Genomic DNA, 15,058 nt, shown 5'->3' on the forward strand with positions numbered 1-15,058 from the left:
AACATCATGAAATTTGGCTTTGATATAGATGACACACTCATTGATTTACGAGCACACGCCTTTGCGCTCTATAATAAAAAACTAGGTAAAAATGTTGCACTAGAAACATTTCAAGCTTTACAAAGAGTTGAAATTCACGAGCCTTTTGGTCTAACAGATGCTGAAGGAGCGGCGATGTGGAATAGTTCATTAGAGGACATTTATTTTACGGATTGTCCTTCTTTTGAGGGAGCACTAGAGACGCTCAAAGCTTTGGCACAGCAAGGACATGACATTTATTATATTACTTCTCGTCCTAAACAATATTGTGAGCAAACACGCGAATGGATGAAAGCACAAGGTTTTCCAATCACAGAAGGTCATTTTTTCTGCGGCATGCAGGATACAGAGAAAGTAGCTATCATCAAAGAGCTAGCTTTAGATGTTTATGTAGATGATAAACCAGCTGTATTAGAAACACTGCAAGATGTGAATACAAAAGTGATTTTAAAAAATCAATCCTATAATAAGCATGTCGAACTGCCACGCTTAAATCATTGGCACGATTTTTTAGAATTAGTAAATAATTAAGGCAAAAAACCCGAATAGAGGACACTTAAAAAGTGAACCTATTCGGGTTTGTTCATTGTTTCTATCAAAATAATTGCCTTTCGATTTCAGATGCAACGCTTTGGATAGTTTCTATTAATAGATTTTCATTGTAGTCACTATAGCGTACTTCTGGAATAACGAGTGACACTGATGCAATTATTTGGTTGGAAGCGTTTAAAATCGGTGCAGATAAAGAGCATGCTCCACGTACACGTTCACTATTGCTTTTCGCAAAGTGCTGTCTACGAATCTGCTGTAAATCCTCCCACAACTGCTCTTTGGAAAGTATTGTCTTATCAGTGATGGATTCAAGACATATATTCTCTACATATTCTTCAACATTCGGCATAAATGCGAGCAATATTTTAGATGATGCACCTGCATAAAGGGGGGAGGTGTCACCTACAAACATTTTCGTTGAAAGCGGATATGTTGAATCATAGTTTAATATACATCGTCTCTCCAAACCATCAATAATATTCATGGAAACACTTTCGCCGATTTCTTCATTTAGCTTTTTCAAAATAGGTTCTGCTACAATAATAAGACTTGATTCTTCTTTTACTAAATTTCCTAAATACAGAAGCGAATGACCTAATTGATAGCGTTTAGTACGCTCATCTTTGTGGAGAAATCCTTCGTACACAAAGGTAGAAACGAAACGCTGTAAACTGGAAATGCTTATCCCTGTTTTTTTACTTAATTCAGTTAGAGAAAGGCTAGGCTCATCTTTTGTGAAAGCTTTTAATACTTTAATAGCTTTGTGCAGCGATGACATTGTATAGTTTTTTTCGAAAATCTCCTGATTCATCCCGTCACCTACGTAATAAAATTTTCTTCGACATCCGCCGGAGGATTTATCTTTATAAATACATTTTACCTCAATTATAGCGCAATTTTATTTTTGTAGAGAGGACTTTTGGAATTCGTTTGTATGTTCTCCAAGTAACGGTGGTGCAGATTTATATTGAATATTTAAATTTGAGAATTTTATTGGGTTTTTGATGAATCTGATTGTACCATATTGTTCATGCTCTATTTCACCAATCATGTCACGTGCCATAAATTGCGGTTGTTCTAGTGCTTCCGCAATTGTGTTCACACGTCCACCTGGAATTTTATATTGTTGTAATAAGGTAATCCATTCATCCCGTGTTTTTGTCATTGTAATGTCAGTAATCATCTGAACAAGCTCCGCTTCATGTTGCTTGCGCATCGTATTTGTTATAAAGCGAGGATCATTGGCCCATTCCTCACGTTTCAACATCGTGCAAAACTTTTTAAATTGTCCATCTGTACCAACGCAAATCATTAGGGGGCCATCTGCACAGTTAAATACTTGATACGGCGCAACATTATTATGACGATTACCGAGACGTTCTGAGATAAAACCTGTATTTAAATAAGCGCTCGCTACATTCGCTAAGCTACTCATTTGAACGTCTAATAAAGCTAAGTCGATAAATTGCCCTGTATTTGTTTGATCGCGCATTCGTAAAGCGGCTAAAATACTAATGGCAACATAGTTAGAGGTTAAAATATCTGCAATAGGAACACCGACTTTTGTCGCTTCTCCTTCAGCTGAGCCAGTGACATGCATTAAACCACTCATTGCTTGAATAACTGGATCGAACCCAGGTTCATACGCAAGAGGACCGGTTTGACCGAATCCTGTTACTGCACAATAAATGATTCTAGGATTCACTTTTCTTAATTCCTCATAGCTTAGACCCATTCGCTCCATGTCACCCGTTTTAAAATTTTCGAGGACGACATCGGCATCTTTGACGAGTTCTTTAAATTTTTCTCTGCCATCTATTGTCTTTAAATCTAATGTGATTGATTTTTTATTACGATTGGCACATAAATAATACGTACTTTGACCATTCACAAATGGTCCCCAATCACGCATACTATCAGAGCCATCTGGATGCTCTACGCGAATTACTTCTGCTCCTAAATCTGCCAACATCATGGAGCCAGCAGGGGCAGCATAAACACGAGATAAATCTAATACTCGAATATTTTCAAGAGGTTGCATTGTTCTTCCTCCTAAACACGTCATTTATAAACAGGCTTACGTTTTTCTACAACTGCATTTACACCCTCTTTAAAATCATCTAGCTCTGTAACAATGGCCATTTGTGATGAAATGTAATCAAGTGCACTACGTAAATCCATCCGTTGACTTTGATAAACAGCACGCTTTATGAATTGCAATGTCGTAGTTGGACGACTAGCTAATTCTTTTGCGTAATTCAATGTGTATTCGTCAAGCTCATGGTCTTCTACAACAAATGTCACAACACCTTTGTCTTTTGCTTCATCAGCAGTTAATACACGAGCTGTCCAGAACATGTCCAATGCTTGATCGATACCGATTAATTTTGGTAAATAATAAGCTCCACCGTCGCCCGGCACGATCGCAACGTTAATGTAGCTTTCTGAAATCTTCGTAGATTTTGCAGTAATTCGTATATCGCACATTAAGGCCATATCAAGTCCTGCGCCCATTGCAAACCCGTGCACCTGTGCAATAACGGGCTTATCAATCTCTTCAAGGAGAAGGGGGATACGCTGAATCTTTTTCCAAAGAGAATTTTTTCGTGCTAAACCTGTAGAAGAAATATCGTCCTCGCTTTGGAAAAATCCTTCACCAGCTTGCATCGCTTTAATATCCCCGCCAGCGCAAAATGATTTTCCATTACCTTTGACGATGACAACACGAATATCCTCTGAATCACGAACAGTTTCAAGGGCTTCAATCCATTTAGTGATCATCTCTTCACTAAAAGCATTGTACGCCTCAGGTCTATTTAATGTAATTGTGGCAACATGGTCTTGCACTTCAAAAAGTAAATCAGTCATTGATAACACTCCTTATCATGTCATTAGTAGTTTGTCACAAATTAATTACTTAGCCTTCCACTTTGAGAAGTGGAGAACTAGAGCCGCTCAAAGTCAAATATCCCCATAGACTATCTCCGCTATTTTCCAATAGCTGTGTTGCGACCAAATTAGTCCAATAAGAGGTGCTGGCTCCTTCATCGCGCCATGACCAAAGTCTACGTGTAAATTGATGCAAACTATGCTCGTGTGTCGTTCCAATTGCAGCGTGTACTTGATGCGCAATTGTTGTCACTGCTTGAATAATTTCTTCGAAACGAATGCTGGCGTAAGCAACCTCACTATTTTGATTGTTCTTCTGAAGGACTTCCGTTACATTATTAAATGCTGCTAGAGCGATTGCCGTTTCACCTGCTAAATTTACAATATGCTGCTGAACGAGCTGGAAGCGATGAATCGGTCGACCGAATTGCTCACGTTCTTTCGTATATTGAACAGTTAAATCATTTATTTTATCGACTGCACCAGTCATCAGTGCTAATTGAAAAGCAGAATTGAGCGTTGTTATAGCGTGTACCTTTTCAGGAGATAACACAGCAGATACTTGTGAAACTGTAGCATCATGGAATATCACAGTATCACGTGGCTCGCCTGCTAAATTAGTACCTAGCTTCATCTCAGCGTGGCTTAAATCTATTTCTACAAGATGAGTACCCTCCGCGCTATAGGCAAGTGTCACTAGGTGTTTTGTATGACGTGCCCAAGGGATTTGGCTCGCTTCTCCCGTTAATTTGCCATTCTCTAACGTAAATGCTTGATTAGGGCAGAGCATATACGTCGCCAAGTCCTCAATTACTTGTAAACTAGTAAACTCCAATAAATAATTTGCAAATGTTGTTTCTGCAAATGGAATAGGTGCAGCGTATTTTCCAGTTAAACGAACAATATTCAATAAATCCTCTATGTCACCACCTGCACCGCCATTTTCTTCTGAAATAGCTACTGCTGTCATACCGCTTTCTTTAAACAGATCCCATAGTTCTGGTGCCCAATGACCTTGTTCCACTGTATCGACTAACTCTTTATCGACTTTTTCTTTTAACATGCGTTCTACAACATCGAGAATCATATCTTTCATTTCACTCATTGTGCTATAACCCCTTTCGCTACAACGCCATACAATACTTCTGAAGTACCTCCTCGAATCGTGAAACCTGGTGCATGTAAAATGGATTCAGCCATAAAGCGATCAATTTTACGATGCGCGTCAAGTGTAGGATAAGTCTGTACGATTAAGCGTGTGATTTCAGGTATACTTTGCTCAAATTTCGTACCAAGTGCCTTCACAAGTGCTGCAGGGATAGATACGTCTTCACTATTACCAGATTCTAAAAGCTGGGCTACTCCAATTGACAAATTACGTAGACCCCAAAGACGAGCTACTATTTTAGAAGCTTGCTGTAACCCTTCTAAATTGTTTTGGCGCTTTAATTCTTGAATAAGTTCATCGATTAATGGGAATGTACTCAATATTCGCTCTGGGCCACTACGTTCAAAGGCAAGCTCTGCTAATCCTTGAGCCCAGCCATTACCGATCTCTCCAACAACCATATTGTCAGGTACAAAAACATTGTCAAAGAACACTTCATTGTAATGATGTTCACCAGTTAAAAATTTGATCGGAACAACAGTTATACCTTCCGCATGCAAATCAACAATCAACTGACTGAGGCCTGCATGTTTATTTTTTCCATCAAAAGGACTTGTACGTACTAACGTCACCATATAGTGGCAAAGGTGTGCATTACTCGTCCATATTTTTTGTCCGTTGACAATCCATCCACCCTCTACTTTTTCAGCACGTGTGCTAACCGAAGCTAAGTCAGAGCCACTATTTGGTTCACTTAAGCCTATGCCGAAGTAGCATTCACCTTTCACAATTTTCGGTAAGAAATATTCACGTTGTTCTTCTGTTCCATAGCGTAAAAGAAGTGGTCCTGTTTGGCGATCAGCAAACCAATGTGCAGCAACCGGAGCACCAACAGCTAAAAATTCTTCCGTTAAAATGTATCGATTAATAGTACTCCTCTCTTGACCTCCATATTTTTTAGGCCAAGTTAAGCCAATCCAACCCTTTTGACCGATTAATTTAGAGAATTCAGGATCATCTCCACTTAGCCAAGAATCACATTTAGGCGTAAAGGTACCTTTTGCTAATTCATCCTGTAGAAACGTTCGAACATCTAAGCGAAATTGCTCTTGCTCTTGTGTAAATTGCACAGTTGGTAAATGAAACATTTAATCACTCCTTAAGTTTTACCGTAATGTGGTAACTATTATTGTATATGTGTATTTTATGATCACTTAGAAGTGTAGTCAATTACTTTTTTGGAAATATTAGAAAATTTTTACGAGCGGAGTAATGAATCAAGTATTAAAAATAAAAATTCATTGAAAAAATGGAAAAATACAGAATAAACATGTTACTATGTAGAAAATTCTGTAATGGAGGTATGGGGTATGCAAATAGCTATCAACACTTCCCAAAAATTAATGCAAGTTTTATCACCACAATTAGTACAGCATTTAGAAATACTGCAATATTCAACAAATGAGCTAGAACAGTATATTTATGATAAGGCTAACGAAAATCCACTCTTAGTTGTCACAGATGCTACGGTGAAAATGCAATATGAGGAAATTATGCAATTAGCAAGCTATTCTGATAAGAGTTATTCTGCGCAATATTATGGACCACAGCATAATTCATATAACCCTTTTGAGATGAAGCTTGCTGTAAAAGAAAGCTATGAGAAGTTTTTATTGGAACAAGTACCTATGCATAAAAATCTATCTTCTGTTGATTTAAAAATCTTAATGTTTTTAATTCAATCCCTAGATGAGCGTTTATTTTTAGATGTTGATTTAGAAATTGTCGCAAATAGATGTCAAACAAATGTTTTGCATGTAGAGGCACTATTGGACTTACTTCAAACTTTCGAGCCAGTAGGAGTAGGGGCACGTAATTATAAGGAGTTTTTACTCATTCAGATAGACAGAGATGCGCTTGCACCAAAATTGGCCTCTCGGTTTATCGAAACGGATTTAGAGTTAGTGGCTGCACAAGCTATTAAACAGTTAAGTAAGAAATATAAAACTTCTCTACTTGAGGTGAAGAAAACTGTCCACTATATAAAAAATTTAAAACCAGTGATGATAGGAGATAAATTTGAAGCGATTCCATATATCATGCCAGAAGTCGAAGTAGAAAGATTAGGAGAGGAATGGATGATTAAATTAAATCGTGGATATTTACCGATTGTTTCTATCGATAAACATTATGTTGAAATACTAAAAAACGATCCGAATTGTAAAACATATTTCAAAGACACAATGAAAGATGCTCTTTTATTATTACAAGGAATTGAACAACGTGATAAAACACTGTACGAATTAACTAGATTGTTAGTGGAATTGCAAGAGGATTTTTTCCATAAAGGTATTGAGGCATTGAAGCCAATGCGGTTAAAAGATGTAGCAGACATTTTAAGTCTACATGTGTCAACGATTAGTCGAGCTGTGCGTGGAAAACATATAAAAACCTCCCATGGTGTGTATGCTTTACAATCGCTATTTACAAAAGGAGTAATGAATATTTCTGGAAAAATGGATTCTATTATGTATATTAAAAAGCGGCTCAAACAGTTGGTAGAGGCAGAGGATAAACAAAAACCTTTAACTGATCAGCAGATTACAAGTATTTTATGTACGGAAGGTATCCAAATATCAAGGCGGACAGTAGCGAAGTACAGGGAAGAGATGAATATTATGAGTTCATTTAATCGTGTATATGGATAGGTGATGTAAATAAACGGTCATTGATGTATTTTTACATCAAAATTTATAAACCGCATATGAAAGATTCGTTGTTACCGCTTCGCTTTCGCACAGAAAACATTTGCTGAAAGTTGCTGAAAGATATCATCAAAAATTCAGGGTTGAGGATGTTTGGCCCCCCCGCTGAAAAGAAGTAAAACGTTTGCCATGTAAAAGTTGATTGTAGTGGAGACTGGGCGACTCCTAGGGGATCAGCGTCACAGATGAGACCCTGCAGCGAAGCTAAGCGGCTCATCGGACGCCCCCAGGAAGCTCTGCTCTGCGCGAAAGCGAAGCGTCAGCGGCAAAGCGCCCAGTCGGAACGGAAATCAACCACACGCTATGCTGATGAACAATAAAATTACTGGTGTAGAAAAATTTGCCAAATAGATGTGCGGATTAATAATTTTTTGAAATTTTTAATAATTGAATAGGTTTGGCATCAGAATTGCTCATTAAACGATAGACGTTGAAATAGAAGAAAGGGGCTAGTAAATGTCTACATAAAACATTAAAGGGGTGGTATAATGGGAGCTTTGCAAAAATCACTGAAAACACGGCATATTACAATGATTTCCATTGGAGGGGTTATTGGTACAGGGCTCTTCGTTGGGACAGGAAAAAATATTTTAAGTACCGGTCCTGCAGCGGTGGTTTCATATGCGATTGCATGCTTACTCATAGTTCTGATTATGCAAATGGTTGGGGAAATGGCATCAGGAGAAATAGTATTAGGAAAGAAATCAGGTGGTTCAGCAGAGTTAGGTTCATTTGCTTCATATGCAGGAAAGTATATTGGTCCATGGGCAGGTTTTACAGTAGGCTGGCTTTATTGGGCAAGCTGGGTGTTTATTGTGGGGTTAGAAGCAGCACTCATAGGGGGAATGCTGCATAATTGGTTCCCGATGATACCAACATGGCTCGGAAGCGTAGGCATTACATTATTGATGACAATTGTTAATATTTATTCAGTAAAATCATTTGGTGAATTTGAATATTGGTTATCATTCGTTAAAGTTACCGCAATTATTGTATTTTTAGTTGTTGGTATCGCGATGATTTTAGGGATTTGGCCAAATTATGAACCAAAGGGTTTAGGTATTTTAACGGAATTCGGTGGATTTGCACCAAATGGAATTGTCCCGATTTTTACGGCAATTGTTTTTGTTATTTTCTCGATTTGTGGTGCTGAGGTTGCAGCTATCGCGGCAGCAGAGTCTGAAAATCCAGCGAGAAATATTGTCCGTGCCATTCGCAATGTTGTCTTTCGATTAGGTTTATTTTTTGTAGGATCAGTAGCTATTATGGTTTTAATTATACCTTGGAATGATTCAAAAATGTTGGCAGCGCCTTATGCAAATATATTAACGATGGCAGGGCTTCCAATTGCTGCTCAACTTATTCAAATCGTCATTTTTATTTCATTAATTTCGGTTTTAAATTCTGCTCTTTATACAAGTTCACGTATGTTACTTGAAATGTCACGTCAAGGCGATGCACCAAAGATATTCTCACAAATTAAAAATCGTAGAGGTGTACCTGTACCAGCTGTTATTGGTAGTACAGCGGTAGCGTATATTTGTGCGATGCTATACTTCATTTCACCTGAAGTTATTTTCTACTTTTTGGGGAACTGTGTTGGAGGATTAATGATTGCAGTTTATATTTTCATTGCTATTTCACAAATTCGTTTCCGGCGTTATTATGACAAAGTTTCAGATGAGCCATTATCGATTAGAATGTGGCTATTTCCATATTTATCGTATGTCACAATTGGTATTTTAACAGTCGTTTATTTATGCCAAGCTCTCATCGAATCTTTACGCTCTCAATTCTATCTGAGTACAGCAGTATTAATTGGCTCAGTTGTGTTGTTCGTGATTATGCGAAAACTGTCGACAAGATCAGCAGAGCAAATAGAGGAAAAGTTCGCTTCGGAATAGAATGTTATTAAAATACAAAAAATTCGCAACATTTCTGCGAGATATCAAGCCGTGAAAGGGTGTAAAGGATGCTTTAACACCTTTTAGGCTTTCAGATGCCCCGTAGAAGTGAGCGGATTTTTTTGTGATGAAGAAGTTTTTAAAGTTTGAGAGGAAGTGGTCTATATGTCGATAACTCAACTGCATAAAGATGAACATTTTTTTATTGTAAAAAATGATGAGGTAATAATTAAAAGTGATATCCAAATAGAGCTTCTTGAAAAAATAATAAAAAAATATACTAAAGGAACAGAAATCTTCGAGGCAGAAGGCTACTCTATTCATGTATTAAAAACTTCGCAAGGTAGCTTATTTCATGTCAAACCAAGCCATATAGATTTTATGAACCCACTGTCAATTAAAATATTAAATTCCATATCAGATGGCGTTACAGTATGTGATTGTGATGGCAAAATTTTATTCCAAAATGATATTGATGTTGAAATTGTTGGCATTGATTTAATGGGAAGATATGCGAAAGACGTAATCGCTGAAGGAATAATGAGTGATTCCATTTCGATGAAAGTAATTGAATCTAAAGAAAAAGTAACTATTTTGCAGACTTTCATTAATGGCAAATGCTTTTTAGTTTCTGGTAAGCCAATATTTGACGAATATGGTGAATTACAATACGTAGTAGCAATTACACGTGATATGACACAATTAAAACTGTTAGAGAAAGAAGTAAAAAAATTAGAAGTTCAAAACGAGAATTTTAAACATAAGCTACATGCCTTACATAATAAAGAAACAACAAAAAGTAGTTTAATAGCTGTGTCTTCAGAAATGCTGCAGGTTATAAAGCGTGTTATGAGAGTTGCGGAGGTAGACTCAACTGTATTAATCGGTGGTGAATCTGGCGTAGGTAAAGAAGAGATTACAAAGCTTATTCATGCTAATAGCCGACGTAACGATAATCAAATATTAACGATTAACTGTAGTGCAATTCCTGAGAATTTATTAGAATCTGAACTTTTTGGCTATGAGGCAGGAGCGTTTACGGGAGCCTCAAGAGGTGGTAAGGCAGGATTATTTGAGATTGCGTCAGGTGGTACAGTGTTTTTAGATGAAATTGGAGAGATGCCCTTATTACTGCAGGCGAAATTATTACGTGTGCTCCAAGAATCAGAGGTTCAGCGTCTAGGTAGTGGAAAGCCTATTCCAATCGATGTTCGTATAATCGCTGCGACAAATCGAAATTTAGCGGAGATGGTGAGGCAAGGTAAATTCCGTGAGGATTTATTTTATCGTTTAAATATTATCCCGATTGAAATTCCTCCTTTAAGACATCGTCGTCAAGATATCATCCCACTAGTTAATCATTTTTTAGCTATAATTGGAAAAAAATACGGTATCCATCGCACAATTGAGTCATCTGCTATGAAAATATTAGCGTCTTATGATTGGCCAGGAAATGTCCGTCAGCTGAAAAATATGGTGGAGCGTATTTGCTTACTAGCAACTCAGCCAGAAATAACAGCTTATATTGTGCAGCAAGAATTAGATAGTACCCCAGCGATTACCCGTGATATAGAAAATCCTGTAGAAATACAAAATATTCAGGAACAAGTTATAGCTCCAAAGTTTAGTGGTACTTTAAAGGAGCAAGTGGCAGCTTTTGAAAAGCAGCTTATTAAGGAAGTTCTATCTAAATATCCGAGTATCAGGCAAGCTGCTAAATCACTTGGCTGTGATCAGTCAACATTGGTACGTAAAATACAAAAGTTCCAATTAACACGACAAATTTCATATGAGGATTGATGATGTATTTTTGCATCAAAACTTCATTCATGCAAAAAAACTGTAATATTGCAATGTGCATTGATTCATACAAAGAAAATGATGAAATGCATCGTTAATATGTTAATAGATTTAGAAGGAAAGAGGCATTTTCAAAAAGAAAACGTCTCTTTTTCATTTTGTTGCAGTTGTTGTGAAGTAACAATAAGATCCGTTTTGATTTTTTCACTCATCACCAAAAGAAAGGAATGATTTTGTAAAACGTAGGCAAATAATATAAGTTGATTGGAGTGGAGGTTGGGCGACTCCTCGGGGATTAGCGATAGAGGAACGAAGGCTAAGAGCATCACGTCCTGTGATAACGCCTTCGTGACCTACATCGTGTAGGCCCGAGACCCTGGAGCGAAGCGAAGCGGCTCATCGGACGCCCCCAGGAAAGCGCCCAGCCGGAACGGAAATCAACCACACGTTATGAAAATGTAGCAATATTTTTTCGTTAAAAATAATTTTTTTCTTCAGTTGGCATGAGAATTGCTACTAAACAAATGTATGAAATTATAAACGAAAAGAGGTTGGCATTTATGACAATTCAACTAAAAGAAGAGTTAAAAACGTTAGATCAAAAACATTTTCTACACCCAACAACGTCAATTGAACAACAGCAAACACAAGGTCCAGCAGCCATTTTTACAGAGGGAAATGGCATTTATTTAAAAGATATAGAAGGAAATATCTACATTGATGGTATGTCTTCATTATGGAATGTAAATATTGGGCATGGTCGTAAAGAAATTGCTGAAGTGGCGAAGGAGCAAATATCTACATTAGCATTTAGTTCCTGCTTTGCATCATTTAGCAATGAACCAGCAATTCGTTTAGCGACGAAAATTGCTTCTTTAACGCCGGGAGATTTAAACACTGTATTTTTTACTTCAGGCGGCTCAGAGTCGAACGATACAGCGATTAAATTAGCTCGTCATTACTGGTTACTAAAAGGGCAGCCAGAGCGCCAAAAAATTATTTCACGAACGCAGTCATACCATGGTGTAGCTATGGGTGCTACAAATGCAACAGGCTTACAGGCATTTCGTGACTTTACTAATTCACATGCCCCAGATTTCCACTATGTATACAGCGAATCCGTACGTAATTTACGTGAAACAATTGAAGCGTTAGGCCCTGGGACTGTGGCAGCATTTATTTCTGAGCCCGTACAAGGTGCAGGTGGAGTTAATATTCCACAAAAAGATTACTTTAAAGAAGTACGAAATATTTGTGATGAGTACGGTATTTTATTCATTGCAGATGAGGTTATTACGGGATTTGGTCGTACAGGCAAATTCTTCGGTATGGAACATTACGGGGTAGTGCCAGATATGATGTCATTTGCTAAAGGCGTATCAAGTGGTTATGTGCAACTTGGCGGTGTGGCGATATCCGAAAAACTTCATCAAGATTTTTGCGAGCTTTCTAAAGGGACATTAATGCACGGATATACTTACAGCGGCCATGCACTCGCTTGTCAAGTTGGATTGAAAAATATAGAAATCATTGAGCAAGAAAATCTCGTTGAAAATGCTGCAAAAATGGGCGATGCGATGTTAGAAGGATTCCGAGCACTTCAAGAGAAATATAGCTTTATCGGCCGTGTGCGTACTCTTGGATTACTTGGAGCCATTGAATTAGTAAAGAGCCGTGAGACGGGTGAATTGTTTGAGTCGCCTCTTAGTCCGATTTTTGTACAAGAAACGATGAAACGAGGATTAATCCTCCGAACGGTTACTTATGATCAAGATACAGTTGTATTTTCTCCACCTCTCATTCTATCAAAAGTAGAGCTAGATGAAATGTTACGTATTTTAGACGAGACATTTGAGCATATACGAAAAACAATTGTTGAAAAAGAAGTTTGAGTAATAAAAGTGTAGACAATCACTATTTGAAGGAGGAGTTTTATGACAACTATCGTTAGAGAAATACGAGAACAATTTAATCCAGCGAAACCATCTCAATGTATAGGTCAAGTGGAGCTTTTGACAATAGATGAAACGAAAGACGTTATCGTTTCTGCTCAGGATGCATTTGAAGATTGGAAAAATACGTCTTCTGTTGCACGTGGAGAAATTTTACGCGTGACAGCCGATTTGCTTGAGAAAAATATGGATAAAGTAGCTGAAATAGCTTCGAGTGAAATGGGTAAAACGAAAAATGAAATGCTTGGTGAAGTTAAACGTGGCGCTTCCATTTTACGTTATTTTGCACAAGAAGGGATGCGGGCAACAGGTGAGGTGTTACCGTCAGCCAATGAAGCGAAATTACTGTACACAATGCGGGTACCACTCGGTGTCGTTGCTGCCATAACTCCTTGGAATTTCCCTGTCGCTATTCCTCTATGGAAAATTGCACCTGCATTAGTGTATGGCAATACAGTAGTTTGGAAGCCTTCTATTGAAAGCGCTTTAACCGGTAAATTAATAGGAGAATTATTTGAACTGGCAGGCTTACCGAAAAACGTGTTAAATGTTGTGCAAGGCCGTGGTTCAAAAGTGGGGCAGGTATTATTGGAGGCACCTGAAGTAAAGGCAATTACATTTACAGGTTCAAATAGTGTAGGGCAAAGTATATTAGATACTGCTGGTTCTACTAATAAAAAAATTCAGCTTGAACTTGGAGGCAAAAATGCTGCGATCATTTTAGCTGATGCCAATTTAAATCAGGCTGCAAAATTAACGATTGAAGGTGCGATGAAGCAAACTGGACAGCGTTGTACAGCAACTAGTCGAGTGTACATCGAGGAAGCGGTTTATGAACAGGTATTAGAGCAGTTAATAGAAGAAGCTAAAAAAGTTGAAGTTGGTGTCACGATGGGACCTGTGTCATCCAAGGGGCAATATGATTCTATCTTAAGCGCCATTGAAAAAGCAAAAATAGAGGGTGCAGAGCTTGTATTTGGCGGTGGTCCTACAAAAGGTATGTTAGAAGGATACTATATTGATCCAACAATCTTTACAAATGTAACACACGAGATGTCGATTGCCCGTGAAGAGATTTTTGGACCAGTTTTAGCCGTCATAAAGGTAAAGGATTATGAAGAAGCGATCCGACTATCGAATGACTCTGAGTTTGGATTGAGTGCTTCTATTTATACAAATAACATTCCGAAAGCATTTGATTTTATTAATCGTAGTGAGGTTGGACTCGTACAGGTTAATGATGAAACGGGTGGAGCAGAGCCTCAAGCACCGTTTGGAGGAATGAAAAATTCAAGTACCGGTGCACGTGAGCAGGGGCAGGCAGCGAAAGAGTTCTTTACAACGTTTAAAACAATTACGATTGGCACAAAAAGTGAGTAAATGAAAGAAATTTAGAATAGAAGACAAAAAAATATACTTCATATATGCCTCGGTGTCATGGCCCAGATTTTCTCAAATTGTATGCAATAACTATAAAAAAATCTGGGGCATCCGCTTGAGGCATTAACTTCATATACAAAAATATGCTTTGGTGCAAAGTAACACGAAGTGAACAACCGCATTTACGCTCAGGCGTATTTGCCTTTTTTATATCTATTAAACGAAAGAAGGTAGAGCTATGGCACAAAGTCGTTTAGCAATTGATGTCGGTGGAACGTTTACGGATGTATTTGTTTTTAATGAAGAGACCGGAGAAGTATTTGTCACAAAAACGTCGTCTACACCTTCAAACCCGGAGCAAGGAATTTTAAATGGAGTAGCAAAAGCAGAATTAGATGGCAAGGAAATTAAAATTTTTTCTCATGGCACAACAGTTGGAACGAATGCGTTAATTGAGCGCAAGCTGCCAAAAACTGCTCTTATTACGACAAAGGGCTTTAGAGATGTCATCGAAATTCGTCGTGGGACGAAAGAAGATATTTGGGTAACAAAACTGTTACGACAAATTTAGGCAAAACTATACAAACCTGTATAGAAGCATAGATTTATAACAGAATACCCTTCGTATCAAGCGATTGGTGCGAACTCCACGTTAATTGCTTTTAACTC

12 protein-coding genes are annotated in these 15,058 nt (G+C 37.9%); 7 read left to right on the forward strand and 5 right to left on the reverse strand.

What is annotated here, in order from left to right:
• Window positions 1-6 precede the first annotated feature (6 nt).
• Window positions 7-570, forward strand: coding sequence for a 5' nucleotidase, NT5C type (locus ACQKMV_RS04130; protein ID WP_427502476.1), 564 nt, complete (start codon window positions 7-9; stop codon window positions 568-570).
• Between the two features lie 64 nt (window positions 571-634).
• On the opposite strand, the gene ACQKMV_RS04135 is transcribed toward ACQKMV_RS04130, so the two are convergent.
• The 5 genes from ACQKMV_RS04135 to ACQKMV_RS04155 form a co-directional block, all read right to left on the reverse strand.
• Window positions 635-1,402: an IclR family transcriptional regulator gene (locus tag ACQKMV_RS04135; RefSeq protein ID WP_427502477.1), complete on the reverse strand. Its 768-nt coding sequence runs from the start codon at window positions 1,400-1,402 to the stop codon at window positions 635-637.
• Between the two features lie 87 nt (window positions 1,403-1,489).
• The gene (locus tag ACQKMV_RS04140; RefSeq protein WP_427502478.1) at window positions 1,490-2,632 is read right to left on the reverse strand and encodes a CaiB/BaiF CoA transferase family protein; all 1,143 of its coding nucleotides are present in this window, start codon (window positions 2,630-2,632) and stop codon (window positions 1,490-1,492) included.
• Between the two features lie 20 nt (window positions 2,633-2,652).
• Window positions 2,653-3,459: an enoyl-CoA hydratase/isomerase family protein gene (locus ACQKMV_RS04145; protein ID WP_427502479.1), complete on the reverse strand. Its 807-nt coding sequence runs from the start codon at window positions 3,457-3,459 to the stop codon at window positions 2,653-2,655.
• 49 nt (window positions 3,460-3,508) lie between these two features.
• Window positions 3,509-4,585, reverse strand: a complete 1,077-nt coding sequence (locus ACQKMV_RS04150) for an acyl-CoA dehydrogenase family protein (protein ID WP_427502480.1) — start codon at window positions 4,583-4,585, stop codon at window positions 3,509-3,511.
• The gene (locus ACQKMV_RS04155; RefSeq protein WP_427502481.1) at window positions 4,582-5,736 is read right to left on the reverse strand and encodes an acyl-CoA dehydrogenase family protein; all 1,155 of its coding nucleotides are present in this window, start codon (window positions 5,734-5,736) and stop codon (window positions 4,582-4,584) included. Before ACQKMV_RS04155 ends, ACQKMV_RS04150 begins: the two co-directional genes overlap by 4 nt.
• A gap of 222 nt (window positions 5,737-5,958) precedes the next feature.
• Here ACQKMV_RS04155 and rpoN point away from each other — a divergent pair, with 222 nt between their 5' ends.
• From rpoN to ACQKMV_RS04185, 6 genes are all read left to right on the forward strand, one after another.
• Window positions 5,959-7,296 carry an RNA polymerase factor sigma-54 gene (gene rpoN / locus ACQKMV_RS04160; RefSeq protein WP_427502482.1) on the forward strand — a complete coding sequence of 446 codons (1,338 nt, stop codon included), beginning with the start codon at window positions 5,959-5,961 and terminating at the stop codon, window positions 7,294-7,296.
• A gap of 545 nt (window positions 7,297-7,841) precedes the next feature.
• On the forward strand, window positions 7,842-9,257 hold the full coding sequence (locus tag ACQKMV_RS04165) for an amino acid permease (protein ID WP_427502483.1): 1,416 nt from the start codon (window positions 7,842-7,844) through the stop codon (window positions 9,255-9,257).
• 165 nt (window positions 9,258-9,422) lie between these two features.
• Complete coding sequence (locus tag ACQKMV_RS04170; RefSeq protein ID WP_427502484.1) at window positions 9,423-11,057, forward strand: sigma-54 interaction domain-containing protein; 1,635 nt, start codon at window positions 9,423-9,425, stop codon at window positions 11,055-11,057.
• A gap of 560 nt (window positions 11,058-11,617) precedes the next feature.
• Window positions 11,618-12,949: an aspartate aminotransferase family protein gene (locus ACQKMV_RS04175; protein ID WP_427502485.1), complete on the forward strand. Its 1,332-nt coding sequence runs from the start codon at window positions 11,618-11,620 to the stop codon at window positions 12,947-12,949.
• Window positions 12,950-12,991: 42 nt separating this feature from the next.
• Complete coding sequence (locus tag ACQKMV_RS04180; RefSeq protein ID WP_427502486.1) at window positions 12,992-14,389, forward strand: aldehyde dehydrogenase family protein; 1,398 nt, start codon at window positions 12,992-12,994, stop codon at window positions 14,387-14,389.
• 238 nt (window positions 14,390-14,627) lie between these two features.
• Entirely contained in the window at window positions 14,628-14,960 is a 333-nt protein-coding gene (locus tag ACQKMV_RS04185) for a hydantoinase/oxoprolinase N-terminal domain-containing protein (protein WP_427502487.1), read from the forward strand.
• The last annotated feature ends 98 nt before the right edge of the window (window positions 14,961-15,058 follow it).

The sequence above is a fragment of the Lysinibacillus sp. NPDC094403 genome, from assembly GCF_050278745.1.
Classification (GTDB): Bacteria; Bacillota; Bacilli; order Bacillales_A; family Planococcaceae; genus Lysinibacillus.

Excerpts from the sequence above, each read along its gene's own strand:
- ACQKMV_RS04130 (WP_427502476.1), top strand. The coding sequence starts at position 7 with ATGAAATTTGGCTTTGATATAGATGACACACTCATTGATTTACGAGCA.
- ACQKMV_RS04135 (WP_427502477.1), bottom strand. The coding sequence starts at position 1,402 with ATGAATCAGGAGATTTTCGAAAAAAACTATACAATGTCATCGCTGCAC.
- ACQKMV_RS04140 (WP_427502478.1), bottom strand. The coding sequence starts at position 2,632 with ATGCAACCTCTTGAAAATATTCGAGTATTAGATTTATCTCGTGTTTAT.
- ACQKMV_RS04145 (WP_427502479.1), bottom strand. The coding sequence starts at position 3,459 with ATGACTGATTTACTTTTTGAAGTGCAAGACCATGTTGCCACAATTACA.
- ACQKMV_RS04150 (WP_427502480.1), bottom strand. The coding sequence starts at position 4,585 with ATGAGTGAAATGAAAGATATGATTCTCGATGTTGTAGAACGCATGTTA.
- ACQKMV_RS04155 (WP_427502481.1), bottom strand. The coding sequence starts at position 5,736 with ATGTTTCATTTACCAACTGTGCAATTTACACAAGAGCAAGAGCAATTT.
- rpoN (WP_427502482.1), top strand. The coding sequence starts at position 5,959 with ATGCAAATAGCTATCAACACTTCCCAAAAATTAATGCAAGTTTTATCA.
- ACQKMV_RS04165 (WP_427502483.1), top strand. The coding sequence starts at position 7,842 with ATGGGAGCTTTGCAAAAATCACTGAAAACACGGCATATTACAATGATT.
- ACQKMV_RS04170 (WP_427502484.1), top strand. The coding sequence starts at position 9,423 with ATGTCGATAACTCAACTGCATAAAGATGAACATTTTTTTATTGTAAAA.
- ACQKMV_RS04175 (WP_427502485.1), top strand. The coding sequence starts at position 11,618 with ATGACAATTCAACTAAAAGAAGAGTTAAAAACGTTAGATCAAAAACAT.
- ACQKMV_RS04180 (WP_427502486.1), top strand. The coding sequence starts at position 12,992 with ATGACAACTATCGTTAGAGAAATACGAGAACAATTTAATCCAGCGAAA.
- ACQKMV_RS04185 (WP_427502487.1), top strand. The coding sequence starts at position 14,628 with ATGGCACAAAGTCGTTTAGCAATTGATGTCGGTGGAACGTTTACGGAT.